This is a genomic window from Streptomyces chartreusis, assembly GCF_008704715.1.
Taxonomy (GTDB): Bacteria; Actinomycetota; Actinomycetes; order Streptomycetales; family Streptomycetaceae; genus Streptomyces; species Streptomyces chartreusis.
Genome location: NZ_CP023689.1, coordinates 7175821 through 7192034, shown reverse-complemented (window position 1 = coordinate 7192034; position 16214 = coordinate 7175821). Strand labels below are relative to the sequence as shown.

Below are 16214 nucleotides of genomic sequence, written 5' to 3'. Positions count from 1 at the left end.
GGGCGTTGTCCTGTCCCGACCTGCTGAGGAGATCTGATGCTGACCCGCGTCGTCGTAGCCCCCAGTGGGTTCAAGGAGTCGTTGTCCGCGCAGGCCGCCGCCGATGCCATCGCGGGCGGGGTGCGGCGGGTGCTGCCGGATGCCGTGCTCGATCTGATTCCGCTGGTGGACGGCGGTGAGGGGACCGCCACCGCGCTGGCCGCCGCGACCGGCGGGCGGCTCGTCGCCCTGCCCGCCACCGGGCCGGTGGGCGAACGCGTCGGCACGCACTTCGCGCTGCTCGGCTCCCGGGACACGGCGGTCGTGGAGATGGCCGCGGTGGCCGGGCTGTCCCTCGTCCCCCGGGCCCGGCGCGACCCGGGCGCCACGACGACGTACGGCGTCGGCGAGCTGATCCGCGCCGCGCTGGACACCGGCGTACGGCGGATCCTGGTCGGCTGCGGCGACTCCGGCACGTCCGACGGGGGCGCCGGCGCGCTCCAGGCGCTCGGTGCCCGGCTGCTGGACGCCGACGGCTTCGAACTCCCGCACGGTGGAGGCGAGTTGGTCCGGCTCGCGCGGATCGACCCGGCCCGCCTCGACCCGCGTCTGCGGGACGTGGAGCTGCTCGTGGCGTGCAATCCGTACAACGTGCTGTGCGGCGAGCGCGGCGTGGCCCGTGTCTTCGGACCGCAGAAGGGCGCGACGCCCGCGCAGGTGGAGCATTTGTCGGCGGGGCTGGAGAACTGGGCAAGCGTCCTCACCCGTGACCTGGGTGTCGTGGGGACGGACCTCTACGGCGGCCCCGGCACCGGAGCCTCCGGCGGTCTGGGCGCCGGCCTCGCCGCGCTCGGCGCCCGCCTGCTCCCCCGCTTCGACGTGCTCCTCGACCACCTCGACCTCGATGCCCGTCTGGCCCGCGCCGACCTGGTCGTCACCGCCGAGGGCGCCCTGGACCACCAGACGTCCCGCGGCAAGGTCCCGGCCGAGGTGGCCCGCCGGGCCAAGCTGTACGGCCGCCCGGTGCTCGCGCTGGCGGGCACGCTGGGCGAGGGCGCGCACGAGGTGCCCGGGGTCGACGCGTTCAGCGGCATCCTGCCCGCGCCGATGGCCCTGGCGGAGGCCCTGGTGCGGGCCTCCGAACTCCTCACGGACGCGACCGAACGCGCCCTGCGGATGATCCTGCTGGGCGCCCGGCTACCGGTTCACGCGGAGGTGTCCGGCACGCAACGGCCGTCCTCGGTGCGGTAGTTCCACTTCGCGCCGTCCGTCACGAGCTCCTTCACGGCGTTCACGAACCGCTCGACGTGCTCGTCCGGCGTTCCGGCACCGAAGCTGACGCGGATGGCGTTGAGGGACTTCTCGCCGGGCGCCGCCTCCGGGGCACCGCACTCGCCCTGGGCCTGCGGGTCGCTGCCGAGCAGGGTGCGGACCAGCGGGTGGGCGCAGAACAGGCCGTCCCGGACTCCGATGCCGTACTCGGCGGACAGGGCGGCGGCGAAGTGGGAGCTGTTCCAGCCCGCGACGACGAAGGAGAGGACGCCGACGCGCGGGGCGTCGTCGCCGAAGAGGGAGAGGATCCTGACCTCGGGCACCTCGGCGAGACCGGCCCGCACCTTCTCGATCAGGTACTGCTCACGGGCGACGAGGTCGTCGAAACCGGCCTCGGTGAGCGCCTTGCAGGCGGAGGCGATGGAGTAGGCGCCGATGACGTTCGGGGAGCCCGCCTCGTGCCGGGCGGCGCTGTCGTGCCACTCGACGTCGACGCCGCCGTCCTCGCGCCGGGACACCTTGCGGCTGGCGCCGCCGCCCGCGAGGTACGGCTCCGCCGCGCGCAGCCAGTCGGAGCGGCCGGCCAGGACACCGGAGCCGAACGGGGCGTACAGCTTGTGTCCGGAGAAGGCGATCCAGTCGACGTCCAGGTCACGGACGCTGACCGCGTGGTGCGGGGCCAGCTGGGCGGCGTCCAGGACGATCCGGGCGCCGTGGGCGTGCGCGGCGGCGGCGAGTTCGCGCACCGGCCACAGCTCGCCGGTGACGTTCGAGGCGCCGGTGACGCAGACCAGGGCCGGGCCGTAGGGGTCACGGTCGGCGAGGGCGCGCTCCAGGGTCTCGACGGCCTGGCGGGGGGTGCGGGGCGCGTTGAGGTAGGTGACGCGGGCGTCGCGCCACGGCAGCAGCGAGGCGTGGTGCTCGGTCTCGAAGACGAAGACCTGGCAGTCGGCCGGGAGGGCGGCAGCGAGGAGGTTCAGCGAGTCGGTGGTGGACCGGGTGAAGACGACCTGGTCCTCGTCCCGGCAGTCGAGGAACTCGGCGACCGTCCGGCGGGCGTTCTCGAACAGGTCGGTGGAGAGCTGGGAGAGGTATCCGGCCCCGCGGTGGACGCTGCCGTAGTACGGCGCGTAGGCGGCCACGTCGTCCCAGACGCGCTGGAGGGCGGGGGCGCTGGCGGCGTAGTCCAGCGCTGCGTAGGTGACTTCGCCGCCGGTGACGAGCGGGACGGTGACATCGCGGCCCAGAACGGGCAGCGGGGCACAAATGGTCTGGACGGAGGCAGCGGTGGAGACAGACATGACGGAACTCCCGTGAGAGGAAAGAAGAAAGTGAAAATGGGTGCGCGGAGGCGGGGCTCGGCGGCCCTATCGCATTCGCTTGCTCACGGAAGACTCCCTCGAACGACCAGGACCCCTGGTTTCGAGAGGGGCCCGCGCTTGCCGTAGACCTCGCTGCCTACGGCCTGGTCTTCACCCGGGGCACCCCGCCACGGACGGAGGGTTGCCGGACAGTCGGCCGGGGCCTCATGACTGTCACTCATGACCTGGTACAGGAACGTACGTGAAATGATCGTCGTCCCGCAACCCGTGTCCGGATCGCGGGACGACGTCAGGTGCCGGTCAGGCGTTGCTCGCGGCGACCCACCGCTCCAGCGTCCGCTTCGCGGACCCCGAGTCGATGGACTCCGCCGCCTTCGCCATACCGGCCCCGATCTGCTCCGTCAGCGGCCCGTCGCCGGGCTCCAGCGCCACCAGCGCCGCCGCCGAGTTCAGCAGTACGGCGTCGCGCACCGGCCCCGTCTCGCCGTCCAGGAGGCGCCGGGCGACCTCGGCGTTGTAGGAGGCGTCGGCGCCGCGCAGCGCCTCCACCGGGACCAGCTCGATGCCGACGTCGCGCGGGTCGAAGGCCTCCTCGGTGACCTTGCCGTCGCGCACGACCCACACCCGCGAGGTGGCGGTGGTCGTCAGCTCGTCGAGGCCGTCGTCGCCGCGGAACACCAGCGAGGAGTTGCCGCGCTCGGCGAAGACGCCCGCGACGATCGGTGCCATGCGCGGGTCGGCCACCCCGACCGCCTGGGCCCGCACCTTGGCGGGGTTGGTCAGCGGACCGAGCACGTTGAACGTCGTCCGGATGCCCAGCTGTCCGCGCGCGGCGGCCACATGACGCAGCGAGGGGTGGAACTTCACCGCGAAGCAGAAGGTGATCCCGGCCTGCTCGGCGACCTGGGCGACCCGCCCGACCGGCAGTTCCAGATTGACGCCGAGCTTCTCCAGCACGTCCGAGGCACCCGACGCCGACGACGCGGCCCGGTTGCCGTGCTTGACGACCTTCGCGCCGGTGCCGGCGATGACGATCGCCGACATCGTGGAGATGTTGACGGTCTTCGCGCCGTCGCCGCCCGTGCCGACGATGTCGACGGTCGGCCCCGGCACCTCGATCACATTCGCGTGCGCGTACATCGTCCGGACCAGTCCGGTGATCTCCTGCACCGTCTCGCCCTTGGCCCGCAGCGCCACCACGAACCCGGCGATCTGCGCGTCCGTCGCCTCGCCGCGCATGATCAGGTCCATCGCCCACGCGGTGTCGTCGGCGGACAGGTCCCGGCCGTCCAGCAGGCCGTTCAGCAGCAGGGGCCAGGAGCGGCCCGCCGCGGTGTCGCCTCCAGCGGGGGTCACAGCGCTCATAAGCCGCTCCAGGTTCAGGCGTCCCGCACTACGGGACGCGAGTCTCAACGAGTCCACCCTATCCAGCCCCGGGACACGGAGAAGGGCCCCGTCCGAAGATCGGACGGGGCCCTTCTGCCGTGGCGTGGCGTGCGCAGCGATCAGTGGTGGCCGTGGCCGCTCGTGATCTCCTTGTACTCCTCGACGGTCGGCTTCGGGATCTGGCCGTCCTCGCCGTAGTAGGACTTGCTGAGCTTGGCGCGCAGCTTCTCGGAGCCCTTCACCTTGCGCTCGACGCCGTTCTCGTCGACCGCGGGGCCGATCTGGGCCGGCTCGTACTGCTCGTGCGCGGTGAGCGTGTACAGCGCGTCCTGGCTGAGCGGCTCGTGGACCTCGATGAACTCACCGTGCGGCAGGCGCTTGATGATGCCCGACTCGCGGCCGTGCAGCACCTTGTCCTTGTCCCGGCGCTGGAGGCCGAGGCAGATGCGCTTGGTGACGATGAACGCGAGGACCGGTCCGGCGAAGAAGCTGATCCGGACAAACCAGGTGACGGCGTTGATCGACAGGTGGAAGTGGGTGGCCCACAGGTCGTTGCCACCGCCGACCAGACCGATCATGTACACCGTGACCCAGGCGACGCCGAACGCGGTACGCGTCGGGGCGTTGCGCGGGCGGTCCAGGATGTGGTGCTCGCTCTTGTCGCCGGTGACCCAGGACTCGATGAACGGGTAGAGCGCGATCGCACCGAGGACCAGGCCGAAGAGCACCAGCGGGATGAACACGCCGAGGACCAGCGTGTGACCCCAGAAGTTGACCTCCCAGCCCGGCATGTACCGGACCAGACCCTCGGCGAAGCCCATGTACCAGTCGGGCTGGGCGCCGGTGGAGACCATGTCCGGCCGGTAGGGACCGATGGCCCAGACCGGGTTGATCTGCGCGACCGCCGCGATCACCGCGATGACACCGAAGACCAGGAAGAAGAAGCCTCCGGCCTTGGCCATGTAGACCGGCAGCAGCGGCATGCCGACGACGTTCTTGTTCGTCTTTCCGGGACCCGCGAACTGCGTGTGCTTGTGGTAGAAGACCAGGATCAGGTGGCCGACCACCAGACCGAGCATGATGCCCGGCAGCAGCAGGATGTGGATCGAGTAGAAGCGGGCGACGAAGTCGACGCCCGGGAACTCGCCGCCGAAGAGGAAGAACGAGATGTACGTGCCGACGATCGGCATGGACAGGATCGCGCCCTCGGTGAAGCGGACACCGGTGCCGGAGAGCAGGTCGTCAGGGAGCGAGTAGCCGGTGAAACCGGTGAACATGCCCAGGACGAACAGCAGGAAGCCGAACAGCCAGTTGATCTCACGCGGCTTGCGGAACGCGCCCGTGAAGAACACGCGCATCATGTGCACGAACATGCCCGCGAGGAAGATCAGCGCGGCCCAGTGGTGGATCTGCCGGATGAGCAGACCACCGCGCACGTCGAAGGAGATGTGCAGCGTGGAGCTGAACGCCTCCGACATGAGCTGTCCCTGGAGCGGGACGTAGGAGCCGTGGTACTCCACCTCGTTCATCGACGGGTGGAAGAACAGCGTCAGGTACACACCCGTGAGGATGATGATGATGAAGCTGTAGAGGCAGACCTCACCCAACATGAACGACCAGTGGTCGGGGAAGATCTTGCGCATGTTGGCCTTGGCGAGGGAGTAGATCCCCAACCGGCCGTCGGCCCAGTCGGCGACGCGCTCGCCGGCCGGTGCCTTCCCGCGAGAGCGGGACTCGGTGGTCTCTGTAGTGCTCATCCGCGCTCCCAGAATGCAGGACCGACGGGCTCCGTGAAGTCGCCGAGCGCCTCAAGGTAACCCTCGTCGTTCACACCGATGCGCAGCTGCGGCAAGGGGTGACCGGCCGGGCCGAAGATGACCTTGGCACCGTCGGCGAGGTCGAAGGTGGACTGGTGGCAGGGGCAGAGCGCGTGGTGCGTCTGCTGCTCGTACAGGGAGATCGGGCAACCGACGTGGGTGCAGATCTTCGAGTACGCGACGATGCCCTGGTAGGACCAGTCGAGTTCCTGCTTGTCCTTGATGTCGTCCGGCTGGAGCCGGATGACCATCAGGGCCGCCTTGGCGATCTCGTTCTGGAAGTCGTGGTCGTGCTCCTCGAGGCCTTCGGGCTTGACGAAGGTGAGGGAGCCGACCGCGACGTCCGCGGGACGCAGCGGCTCGTTGGTGTTCATGTTCACGAGCAGCTTGCCCTTGGACCACAGGGTGTGGCGCAGCTTGGTCCCGGGCAGCGGGCCGAGGTCACGCAGCAGGACGACACCGGAGAGCGGGAACAGGGCCAGCGCGCCGAACATCGTGTTGCGGATCAGCTTGCGCCGACCCAGTGCCGACTCCTTGGCGCCCTGCTTGAAGTCGGCCATGACCTTGGCCTTGACCTCGGGCTCCGCGGCGATCGGGTGCCGGTCGTCCGCGACCTCCTCGTCCGACATCAGGGTGCGGGCCCAGTGGACCGCGCCCGCGCCGATGCAGAAGAGCGCCGCGCCGAGGGTCAGCCCCAGCGCGAAGTTCAGCGCGTTGAGGTGACCGATCGGGAAGACGAAGATCGACTTGTCGTGCGGGATCGCCACGTACGAGGCGATGAAGCCCACGGTGGCGAGCATCGAGACCGTGAACAGCAGGGCGACCGTGCGCTCGGACCGCTTGGCGGCCCGCTCGTCGATGTCCTGGATCCGGTGCTCGTGGGGCGGCAGGCCGGGGTCGGCGAAGGGGTGCTTCTCGTCCGCTACCGCGACGGTGGCGTCCTGCTCAGCGGGCAGGTTCTCTTCTGGAATGTCTTGGCTACTCATGACTTCTTGGCCTTTGCGGTCCGAGCGGCGACCCAGATGGCGACCGCGATCAGGGCACCGAGACCGAAGATCCAGGAGAAGAGGCCCTCACTGACCGGCCCGAGGCCGCCCAGCTCAAGACCACCCGGGTTCACCGTCTCGTCACTGTTGACCGCGTGGAGGTACGCGATGATGTCCTTCTTGTTCTGCTCCGACAGCGTGGTGTCGGGGAAGGACGGCATGTTCTGCGGGCCGGTCTGCATGGCCTCGTAGATGTGCTTGGGGTCGACACCCTCGAGGCTCGGGGCGTACTTGCCCTTCGTCAGCGCGCCGCCCTTGCCCGTGAAGTTGTGGCACTGGGCGCAGTTGTTGCGGAAGAGCTCACCGCCCTTGGCGATGTCCGCACCTTCCGGTCCGTACTGCTCCTCGGTGGGGACGGACGGACCCGCACCCAGAGAGGCGATGAACGCGGCGAGCTGGTCGATCTCGGCCTGCGAGTAGATGTTCTTCTTCGCCGGGACCTGGGCGCCCTGGGAGGTGGCGGCCGGCATACGGCCCGTCGACACCTGGAAGTCGACGGCGGCAGCGCCGACGCCCACCAGGCTCGGGCCGTCGGAGGTCCCCTCACCACTGGCTCCGTGGCAGCTGGCGCAGCCGACGGTGTAGAGCTTCTTGCCCTCCTCGATGGTGAGGGACTGGGCGGTTTCCTCGGCCTGCGCCTTGTCCGCGGGAGCGAACACGGCGTACAGCCCCCCCGTGCACGCCAGCGCGAGGAGTAGGACGACGACTGCCGCCAGCGGGTGGCGTCGTCGTGCGGAGAGCTTTTTCACGGATTACCCCGGTGTCAGGATCTTCTGCGTCGATGCTTCTGTTAGGTGCGTTGTGGAACGCGCGCGGGATCGGGCCCGGCTACTTGATCATGTAGATCGTGGCGAAGAGGCCGATCCAGACGACATCGACGAAGTGCCAGTAGTAGGACACGACGATCGCTGCGGTCGCCTGCTCATGCGTGAACCTCCGGGCCGCGTAGGTGCGGCCGAGGACAAACAGGAAGGCGATGAGTCCGCCCGTCACATGCAGTCCGTGGAAGCCGGTGGTCAGGTAGAAGACCGAGCCGTACGGGCCGGAAGAGAGCGAGATGCCCTCGTGCCTGACCAGCTCGGTGTACTCGTACACCTGACCGCCGATGAAGATCGCACCCATGATGAAGGTGACGATGAACCAGCCCCGGAGCTTCTTCACGTCACCGCGCTCGGCGGCGAAGACGCCGAGCTGGCAGGTGAGGGAGGAGAGCACCAGGATCGTGGTGTTCGTCGCCGAGAACGGGAAGTTCAAGGCCTCGGCCTGTGAATCCCAGTACTCGGGCCCCGTCACCGATCGCAGGGTGAAGTACATCGCGAAGAGGGCCGCGAAGAACATCAGCTCGGAACTCAGCCAGATGATGGTTCCGACGCTGGTGAGGTTCGGCCGGTTGACCGACGGGTGCGCGTGCCCGGTTTCTACTGTCGTTGCTGTCGCCACGACCGACATTATGTCGGTCGCTTATCCCGCCCTCACTCCGGGGGGTGCCGTTCGGAGTGTCTTGGCCGTTCGTACCGGTGTTGACGTGGTGTTCAAGGGAGTAGCATCCGCCGCATCGGGTCTTTCCGTACGACACTTACGTCTCGGAGGAAGCATGCAGCCGACCGCCACGGTGCTGGTCTACAGCGACGACTCCAACACTCGCGAGCAGGTGCGGCTGGCGACCGGGCGAAGGCCCGCTCCGGACGTCCCCGTGGTGGAGTTCGTGGAGTGCGCGACGCCCGCGGCCGTCATCAAGGAGCTGGACAAGGGCGGGATCGACGTCTGCGTCCTGGACGGCGAGGCCGTGCCGATGGGCGGCATGGGGGTCTGCCGGCAGATCAAGGACGAGGTGTTCAACTGCCCGCCGGTGCTGCTGCTCATCGGGCGGCCGCAGGACGCGTGGCTGGCCACGTGGAGCCGTGCCGAGGCGGCTGTGACGCTGCCTGTGGAGCCCGTGGAGTTCGCGGAGGCGTTGGCGGGCCTGCTGCGCACGAAGCGGCTGCAGAGCGCCTAGGAGCTCGGTTCAGCAGGTGATCGGGCGGCTGCGGGCCGTGGGGGGCTGTTCGCGCAGTTCCCCGCGCCCCTGCCGGGTCGGCTCCGCCGCCCGGTCTGCTCAGACGCTCTGTGGCCTCAGCCGTGCCCGTTCCGCGGGGCTCGGGCCGTCAGGGGTGCCTGCGACCAGGGCGCTGCCGTTGCGCCATTTCTTCCAGTCCAGGTTCCAGTCGCCGAAGCCGTTGCCGAACGGCTCCATCGTGTTGCCGTACGAGTTCACGACCTTGACGATGTCGCCCTCGCGGACGTTGTCGAAGAACCACTCGGCGTTGGCGGTGCTCATGCCGGTGCAGCCGTGGCTGACGTTGGCGTACCCCTGGGAGCCGACCGACCAGGGGGCTGCGTGCACGTATTCGCCGCTCCAGGTCACCCTGGTGGCGTAGTAGACGGGTAGGTCGTACGACTCGGAGGAGCCCTCGGCTATGCCGATGCTGGTTCCGCGCATCCGTACGAAGTACTCCTTGCCCAGGACCACCTTGACGCCGTTGCGGGTCTCGAAGCCGGGCTTGCCCGTCGTCACGGGTATGGACCGCACCTCCTCGCCGTTGCGGTAGAGCGTCAGCTGGTGGGTGGAGGCGTCCGTGACGGCTATGACCTGGTCGCCGATGGTGACCTTCAGGGGCTTGCCCTTGCCGCCCCAGAGGCGGTCGCTGATCCTCACGCCCTCCAGGTCGCTGCGGGCCTGGACGGTGGCGCCGGCGGGCCAGTACTCCTTGGGCCGGTAGTGGAGCTTCTTGTCGTCCACCCAGTGCCAGTTGCCGTCGACCGCGGGGACCGAGTCGACCCGCAGGGCCCGCTCGACCGTCGCCCGCTGGTTCTTGTCCTTGACGGGCCGGCTCAGTTCGGCGGTGATGGGCTGGCCGACGCCGTACTTGCCCGCCTTGGGCCCGAACGTCACCGTCAGGTGCTTCTTGCTGGTCGGCTTGCTGGTGTCGAAGGTGAGGACCTTGCGGCCGGGGGCGCCGTCCTCGTCCTCGGTGCTCACGCGGACCGTGTAGCGGGCGTTGGCGGCCAGCGGGGAGGTGCTGTGCCACCTGGTGCCGTCGGCGGAGAGTTCGCCCGTCACATAGCGCCCTGCGGCGTCCTTGGCGGTGACGTCGGTGATCCGTCCGTCGGAGTCCTCCGCGGTGATCTCCAGGGGCTTGTCGGGGTCGGCCTTCTCGCCGTCGCCCGAGGGGCCGTTGAAGGCGATCTGGTCGGCCGCGTCGTACGGCTCCGCGGACAGCGGATTGCCGTCGCTGCTGCATGCGGCGGCGCTCGCGCCGAGCGCTATCAGCAGGAGCGTGCAGCCTATGACGGTGCTCTTGCTCGGTGTTTTGCTCATGGCCTCACGCTAGGAAGCAGCGTCAGCGGCGGCGCGCCGGAGGACACGTACGGGTGACATGCGTTGCGGCAAAAGAAGGAGCCCGGACCCTCCTGACGGAGTGTCCGGGCTCCTGTGAGCTCAGCTCGTGCTACTGGGTGCGGTTCTCACCGCGGTAGTACTCGAAGACCCAGCCCCAGAGACCGATGAGGATCAGCGGGGCCGAGAAGTAGAGCAGCCACCAGCCGACCGCGATCCCCAGGAAGGCGAGCGCGCCGCCGATACCGAGGGACAGCGGCTGCCAGCTGTGCGGGCTGAAGAACCCGACCTCGCCGGCGTCGTCCGCGACGTCCGCTTCCTTGTTGTCCTGCGCACCCGCGTCGACCCGCCGGGCGGTGAAGCCCAGGTAGAAGCCGATCATGATGCACAGCGCGAAGGCCAGGAAGAGGGCCGTGGTACCGGCCGGCTCCTTCGACCAGACGCCGTAGACGATCGCCATGGCCAGGACGAAGATGCCCAGCCAGGCGAACATCGTGCCTTGGGTCTTCACTTGCCGGCCTCCTTGCCACCAGCCAGGGCCTTTTCACCGTGAGGCGCGTTCTCGAGCTGGTCGAGAGCCGCGATCTCAGGGTGATGCAGGTCGAACGCCGGGGATTCGGAACGGATCCGCGGCAGGGTGAGGAAGTTGTGCCGCGGCGGCGGGCAGGAGGTCGCCCACTCCAGCGAGCGGCCGTAGCCCCACGGGTCGTCGACTTCGACCTTCTTGCCGTACTTGGCGGTCTTCCACACGTTGTAGAAGAACGGCAGCAGCGACGCGCCGAGCACGAACGAGCTGATCGTCGAGATCGTGTTCAGGGCGGTGAAGCCGTCCTGCGCCAGGTAGTCGGCGTAACGACGCGGCATGCCCTCGGCGCCCAGCCAGTGCTGGACCAGGAAGGTGCCGTGGAAGCCGACGAACAGCGTCCAGAAGGTCATCTTGCCGAGCCGCTCGTCGAGCATCTTGCCCGTGAACTTCGGCCACCAGAAGTGGAAGCCGGAGAACATCGCGAACACCACGGTGCCGAAGACGACGTAGTGGAAGTGCGCCACCACGAAGTACGAGTCGGACACGTGGAAGTCCATCGGCGGCGAGGCCAGGATGACACCCGTCAGACCACCGAAGGTGAAGGTGATGAGGAAGCCGACCGCCCAGAGCATCGGTGTCTCGAAGGACAACGAGCCCTTCCACATCGTTCCGATCCAGTTGAAGAACTTCACGCCGGTCGGTACGGCGATGAGGAACGTCATGAAGGAGAAGAACGGCAGTAGGACGCCGCCGGTGACGTACATGTGGTGGGCCCACACGGTCACGGACAGACCCGCGATGGCGATGGTCGCCGCGATCAGACCCATGTAGCCGAACATCGGCTTGCGGGAGAAGACCGGGATGACCTCACTGATGATGCCGAAGAACGGCAACGCGATGATGTACACCTCTGGATGGCCGAAGAACCAGAAGAGGTGTTGCCATAGCAACGCTCCTCCGTTCGAGGCATCGAAGACGTGGGCGCCGAACTTGCGGTCCGCCTCCAGCGCGAAGAGCGCCGCCGCCAGGACGGGGAAGGCGAGCAGGACGAGCACCGCGGTCAGCAGCACGTTCCACACGAAGATCGGCATGCGGAACATGGTCATGCCCGGCGCACGCATGCAGATGATCGTGGTGATGAAGTTGACCGAGCCGAGGATGGTGCCGAAGCCGGAGAAGGCCAGACCCATGATCCACAGGTCGGCACCGATGCCCGGCGAGCGGACCGCGTCCGACAGCGGGCTGTAGGCGAACCAGCCGAAGTCGGCGGCACCGTCGGGGGTGAGGAAGCCGCCCACCGCGATGAGGGAGCCGAACAGGTAGAGCCAGTAGGCGAACATGTTCAGCCGGGGGAACGCCACGTCCGGCGCGCCGATCTGGAGCGGCATGATCCAGTTCGTGAAGCCGGCGAACAGCGGCGTCGCGAACATCAGCAGCATGATCGTGCCGTGCATCGTGAACGCCTGGTTGAACTGCTCGTTCGACATGATCTGAAGACCGGGTCGGGCGAGCTCGGCGCGCATGAAGAGCGCCATCACGCCGCCGATCACGAAGAACGCGAACGACGTGACGAGGTACAGCGTGCCGATCGTCTTGTGGTCGGTGGTGGTGAGCCACTTGACCACGACGTTGCCGGGTTGCCTGCGCCGGACCGGCAGCTCGTTCTCGTACGAGTCCTCAGCTGCCGCGGCACCCTGGGGTTCGTTGAGGATGCTCACAGGTTTGTCGTCTCCCGGTTCTTCTCGTGGCTCGTCTGCGCGATGCCGGCGGGAACGTAACCGGTCTGCCCCTTCTTGGCGAGGTCCTTGAGGTGCTGCTCGTAGCGCTCGGGGGAGACGACCTTCACGTTGAACAGCATCCGGGAGTGGTCGACGCCGCACAGTTCGGCGCACTTGCCCAGGAAGGTGCCCTGCCTGTTGGGGGTCACCTCGAAGGCGTTGGTGTGGCCCGGGATGACGTCCTGCTTCATGAGGAACGGCACCACCCAGAAGGAGTGGATGACGTCACGCGAGGTGAGGACGAAGCGGACCGTCTTGCCCTCCGGCAGCCACAGGGTGGGACCCGGGTTGCCCGTCTGAGGGTTGCGCGTGCCGGGCGTGCCGCAGTCGTACACACCGCCGGCGTTCGCCGGGAAGTCCTCCTTGAACCGGTCCGGGATCGCGGCCAGTTCCTTGGAGGTCTTGGCGTCGCCCGTGGAGCCTTCCACGGGCGCGATCATGTTGAAGCACCAGCTCCACTGGAAGCCGACGACGTTGACGGTGACGTCGGGCTTGTCCTTGAGGCTGAGGATCTTCGACTCGTCGCGGGCCGTGAAATAGAACAGGACCGAGACGATGATGAGCGGGACCACCGTGTACAGCGCCTCGATGGGCATGTTGTACCGGGTCTGCGGAGGTACCTCGACCTTGGTGCGGCTGCGCCGGTGGAACATGGCGCTCCACAGGATCAGACCCCACACCAGCACGCCGACGGCGAGCGCAGCCGCCCAGGAGCCCTGCCACAGGGAGAGGATCCGCGGAGCCTCTTCCGTGGTCGGGGTGGGCATACCAAGGCGGGGGAAGTCTTCCCAGTTGTACGAGCAACCGCTGGCTGTCGCCAGGACCAGGCCCGCGGTCATGCCTTGCAGCAGCTTCCGCCGCATCGGGCGCCGCGGCGAGCGGTCGGAGCCGTTGGGACTCACGTAGCGCCTTCCCGAGAGTCTCGCCCGCGCGGATCGGCTGCGGCCTGGCCTTCTCGCTGGTCGGTCGCCGCCCTGCGTCGGGCAGGGGTTTGGATGTTTATGCGGACCAAACCCTAGCCGACGCCCTCCGGGGGTTCGCGGGGAGGGGGGCCTACTGGAGTGGGGGGTTCGCTGGATTGGCGGCTGAAGGCCCGTCGTGGCTTGTCGCGCCCCGCGGCGGAGCCGCTGACACCACCGCCCCGCGCCCCTTTTGGGCGCCCCGGTGACCGGACGTCTAGCGTTGCTGTGTGGCCTACTTCGACGCTGCTTCCAGTGCTCCTCTTCATCCCGTCGCCCGGCAGGCGCTCCTGGCCTCCCTTGATGAGGGATGGGCCGATCCGGCCCGTCTCTACAGGGAGGGGCGACGGGCGCGCATGCTCCTGGACGCCGCTCGGGAGACGGCGGCCGAGGCCGTGGGCTGCCGGGCGGACGAGTTGGTGTTCACCTCGTCGGGGACGCGGGCCGTGCACTCGGGCGTCGCGGGCGTGTTGGCGGGCCGTCGCCGGATCGGAAGCCACCTGATCGTGTCCGCGGTCGAACACTCCTCTGTGCTCCATGCGGCTGACACGCACGAGGCCGGCGGGGGTTCGGTCAGTCAGGTGGCGGTGGGCCGGAGCGGGGCGGTGGACGCGGGGGCGTACGCGCAGGCCCTGCGTCCGGACACCGCGCTCGCGTGTCTCCAGTCGGCCAACCACGAGGTGGGCACCGAGCAGCCGGTGGCCGAGGTGGCCGCCGCGTGCCGGGAGGCCGGGGTGCCGTTGCTGGTGGACGCGGCGCAGTCGCTCGGCTGGGGACGCGTCGAGGGCGACTGGTCGGTGTTGACCGGGAGTGCCCACAAGTGGGGTGGTCCGTCGGGGGTCGGGCTGCTCGTCGTGCGCAAGGGGGTGCGGTTCGCCGCGCAAGGGCCCGTGGACGAGCGGGAGTCGGGGCGGGCCGCCGGGTTCGAGAACATCCCGGCGATCGTCGCCGCGGCGGCTTCGCTGCGGGCCGTGCGGGCGGAGGCTGCCCAAGAGGCGGTACGGCTGCGGGAGCTGACGGAGCGGATCCGGGCCCGGGTGCCGCGGCTGGTGCCGGACGTGGAGGTGGTCGGCGACCCGGAGCGGCGGCTGCCCGGGATCGTCACCTTCTCCTGTCTCTATGTCGATGGGGAGACACTGCTGCACGAGCTGGACCGGGCCGGCTTCTCGGTCTCCTCCGGCTCGTCCTGCACGAGCAGCACGCTGACGCCCAGCCATGTGCTGAAGGCGATGGGGGTGCTGAGCGAGGGGAACGTGCGCGTGTCCCTGCCGTTCGGGACGCCGGAGGAGGACGTCGAGCGGTTCCTCCGGGTGCTGGCGCCGGCGGTCGCCGGGATGCGCGAGAAGCTCGGGGCGCCGACGGCGGAGAAGGTCGTACGGGACGAGGACGTCCTCGTCGTGGACTCCCTCGGCAAGCGGTGCCCGATCCCCGTCATCGAGCTCGCCAAGGTCATCGGGGACGTGCCGGTGGGCGGCCTGGTCCGGGTCCTGTCCGACGACGAGGCGGCCCGCCTGGACATCCCGGCGTGGTGCGAGATGCGGGGGCAGGAGTACGTGGGCGAGGAGTCGGCTGAGCGCGGGGCCGCATATCTCGTGCGCCGGGTGAGCTGAACGCCCCTTGAGGGGCGCGGGGAACTGCGCGAACAGCCCCCACGCGCCCGCAGCCGACGACGAACCCGCCGAGGCGGACCTCAGCCCAGGTGCGTCCGGACCTCCTCGCCCGCGTCGTGGCCGTACGCCTTGGTGAACCTGTCCATGAAGTGGGCGCGGCGCAGCTGGTACTCCTGCGTGCCCACCGTCTCGATGACGAGCGTGGCCAGCATGCAGCCGACCTGGGCGGCGCGCTCGAGGGAGACGCCCCACGCCAGTCCGGACAGGAACCCGGCACGGAAGGCGTCGCCGACGCCGGTGGGGTCGGCCTTGCGCTCCTCCTCGGGGCAGCCGACCTCGATCGGGTCGTGGCCGGCCCGCTCGATGCGTACGCCGCGCGCGCCGAGGGTGGTGACACGGTGGCCGACCCTGGACAGGATCTCCTCGTCCGACCAGCCGGTCTTGGACTCGATGAGCCCCTTCTCGTACTCGTTGGAGAAGAGGTAGGTCGCCCCGTCCAGCAGTATCCGGATCTCGTCGCCGTTCATCCGGGCGATCTGCTGGGAGAAGTCGGCGGCGAAGGGGATCGAGCGGGAGCGGCACTCCTCGGTGTGGCGGAGCATGCCCTCCGGGTCGTCGGCGCCGATGGAGACCAGGTCCAGGCCGCCGACGCGGTCGGCGACGGTCTTCAGCTCGATCAGCCGGGCCTCGCTCATCGCGCCCGTGTAGAAGGAGCCGATCTGGTTGTGGTCGGCGTCGGTGGTGCAGACGAAGCGGGCGGTGTGCAGGGTCTCGGAGATACGGACCGATCCGGTGTCGACTCCGTGCCGGTCGAGCCAGGCCCGGTACTCGTCGAAGTCGGAGCCCGCGGCGCCGACGAGGATCGGCTTCGTGCCCAGCTGACCCATGCCGAAGGCGATGTTCGCGCCTACGCCGCCCCGGCGTACGTCCAGGTTGTCGACCAGGAAGGACAGCGAGACCGTGTGCAGCTGGTCCGCGACGAACTGGTCGGCGAAGCGGCCGGGGAAGGTCATGAGGTGGTCGGTGGCGATGGAGCCGGTGACTGCGATGCGCACGGCGTGAGGTCTCCTGCGGGGAGGTGGAATTGACAATCCACGCTACCGTTCGTGACCGGGACACAGAAGCAGCCAAAACTACCTGATA

Annotated in this window: 14 protein-coding genes and 1 riboswitch; of the genes, 3 read left to right on the top strand and 11 right to left on the bottom strand. The window is 68.9% G+C overall.

Annotated features, from left to right (window positions below; genetic code table 11):
- Positions 1–36: 36 nt before the first annotated feature.
- The gene (locus CP983_RS31615; protein ID WP_150503373.1) at positions 37–1230 is read left to right on the top strand and encodes a glycerate kinase; all 1194 of its coding nucleotides are present in this window, start codon (positions 37–39) and stop codon (positions 1228–1230) included.
- Here CP983_RS31615 and CP983_RS31610 read toward each other — a convergent pair.
- The 6 genes from CP983_RS31610 to ctaE form a co-directional block, all read right to left on the bottom strand.
- The gene (locus CP983_RS31610; RefSeq protein ID WP_150503371.1) at positions 1185–2552 is read right to left on the bottom strand and encodes an aminotransferase class V-fold PLP-dependent enzyme; all 1368 of its coding nucleotides are present in this window, start codon (positions 2550–2552) and stop codon (positions 1185–1187) included. The genes CP983_RS31615 and CP983_RS31610 overlap by 46 nt on opposite strands.
- Positions 2553–2681: 129 nt before the next feature.
- A riboswitch (SAM riboswitch) is annotated at positions 2682–2798 on the bottom strand.
- Positions 2799–2873: 75 nt separating this feature from the next.
- Entirely contained in the window at positions 2874–3938 is a 1065-nt protein-coding gene (trpD, locus tag CP983_RS31605; RefSeq protein ID WP_150503369.1) for an anthranilate phosphoribosyltransferase, read from the bottom strand.
- Positions 3939–4078: 140 nt separating this feature from the next.
- Positions 4079–5716: a cytochrome bc1 complex cytochrome b subunit gene (gene qcrB / locus CP983_RS31600; protein WP_150503367.1), complete on the bottom strand. Its 1638-nt coding sequence runs from the start codon at positions 5714–5716 to the stop codon at positions 4079–4081.
- The gene (gene qcrA, locus CP983_RS31595) at positions 5713–6762 is read right to left on the bottom strand and encodes a cytochrome bc1 complex Rieske iron-sulfur subunit (protein WP_107907004.1); all 1050 of its coding nucleotides are present in this window, start codon (positions 6760–6762) and stop codon (positions 5713–5715) included. Before qcrA ends, qcrB begins: the two co-directional genes overlap by 4 nt.
- Complete coding sequence (gene qcrC / locus CP983_RS31590; RefSeq protein WP_107907003.1) at positions 6759–7571, bottom strand: cytochrome bc1 complex diheme cytochrome c subunit; 813 nt, start codon at positions 7569–7571, stop codon at positions 6759–6761. Before qcrC ends, qcrA begins: the two co-directional genes overlap by 4 nt.
- Positions 7572–7650: 79 nt before the next feature.
- Complete coding sequence (gene ctaE / locus CP983_RS31585) at positions 7651–8271, bottom strand: aa3-type cytochrome oxidase subunit III (protein ID WP_107907002.1); 621 nt, start codon at positions 8269–8271, stop codon at positions 7651–7653.
- A 145-nt stretch (positions 8272–8416) separates the two neighbouring features.
- Here ctaE and CP983_RS31580 point away from each other — a divergent pair, with 145 nt between their 5' ends.
- Positions 8417–8818: a response regulator gene (locus CP983_RS31580; RefSeq protein ID WP_150503365.1), complete on the top strand. Its 402-nt coding sequence runs from the start codon at positions 8417–8419 to the stop codon at positions 8816–8818.
- 99 nt (positions 8819–8917) lie between these two features.
- Here the strand turns inward: CP983_RS31580 and CP983_RS31575 are convergent, their stop codons facing one another.
- From CP983_RS31575 to ctaC, 4 genes are all read right to left on the bottom strand, one after another.
- Entirely contained in the window at positions 8918–10180 is a 1263-nt protein-coding gene (locus tag CP983_RS31575) for a L,D-transpeptidase (RefSeq protein ID WP_150503363.1), read from the bottom strand.
- A gap of 130 nt (positions 10181–10310) precedes the next feature.
- The gene (locus CP983_RS31570; protein WP_030967416.1) at positions 10311–10709 is read right to left on the bottom strand and encodes a cytochrome c oxidase subunit 4; all 399 of its coding nucleotides are present in this window, start codon (positions 10707–10709) and stop codon (positions 10311–10313) included.
- Complete coding sequence (gene ctaD / locus CP983_RS31565) at positions 10706–12442, bottom strand: aa3-type cytochrome oxidase subunit I (RefSeq protein ID WP_107906999.1); 1737 nt, start codon at positions 12440–12442, stop codon at positions 10706–10708. The genes CP983_RS31570 and ctaD overlap by 4 nt, the downstream gene beginning before the upstream one ends.
- Positions 12439–13404: an aa3-type cytochrome oxidase subunit II gene (ctaC, locus tag CP983_RS31560; protein ID WP_125525234.1), complete on the bottom strand. Its 966-nt coding sequence runs from the start codon at positions 13402–13404 to the stop codon at positions 12439–12441. The genes ctaD and ctaC overlap by 4 nt, the downstream gene beginning before the upstream one ends.
- A 287-nt stretch (positions 13405–13691) precedes the next feature.
- Between ctaC and CP983_RS31555 the strand changes: the two genes are divergently transcribed.
- Complete coding sequence (locus CP983_RS31555) at positions 13692–15071, top strand: cysteine desulfurase/sulfurtransferase TusA family protein (RefSeq protein WP_150503361.1); 1380 nt, start codon at positions 13692–13694, stop codon at positions 15069–15071.
- A gap of 80 nt (positions 15072–15151) precedes the next feature.
- Here the strand turns inward: CP983_RS31555 and CP983_RS31550 are convergent, their stop codons facing one another.
- The gene (locus CP983_RS31550) at positions 15152–16126 is read right to left on the bottom strand and encodes a carbohydrate kinase family protein (protein ID WP_107906996.1); all 975 of its coding nucleotides are present in this window, start codon (positions 16124–16126) and stop codon (positions 15152–15154) included.
- Between the last annotated feature and the right edge of the window lie 88 nt (positions 16127–16214).

What these genes read in the sequence shown, in the direction of transcription:
- CP983_RS31610 (WP_150503371.1), bottom strand. Translation starts at nt 2,552, where the DNA reads ATGTCTGTCTCCACCGCTGCCTCCGTCCAGACCATTTGTGCCCCGCTG.
- qcrB (WP_150503367.1), bottom strand. Translation starts at nt 5,716, where the DNA reads ATGAGCACTACAGAGACCACCGAGTCCCGCTCTCGCGGGAAGGCACCG.
- trpD (WP_150503369.1), bottom strand. Translation starts at nt 3,938, where the DNA reads ATGAGCGCTGTGACCCCCGCTGGAGGCGACACCGCGGCGGGCCGCTCC.
- qcrA (WP_107907004.1), bottom strand. Translation starts at nt 6,762, where the DNA reads ATGAGTAGCCAAGACATTCCAGAAGAGAACCTGCCCGCTGAGCAGGAC.
- CP983_RS31615 (WP_150503373.1), top strand. Translation starts at nt 37, where the DNA reads ATGCTGACCCGCGTCGTCGTAGCCCCCAGTGGGTTCAAGGAGTCGTTG.
- CP983_RS31575 (WP_150503363.1), bottom strand. Translation starts at nt 10,180, where the DNA reads ATGAGCAAAACACCGAGCAAGAGCACCGTCATAGGCTGCACGCTCCTG.
- CP983_RS31580 (WP_150503365.1), top strand. Translation starts at nt 8,417, where the DNA reads ATGCAGCCGACCGCCACGGTGCTGGTCTACAGCGACGACTCCAACACT.
- ctaE (WP_107907002.1), bottom strand. Translation starts at nt 8,271, where the DNA reads ATGTCGGTCGTGGCGACAGCAACGACAGTAGAAACCGGGCACGCGCAC.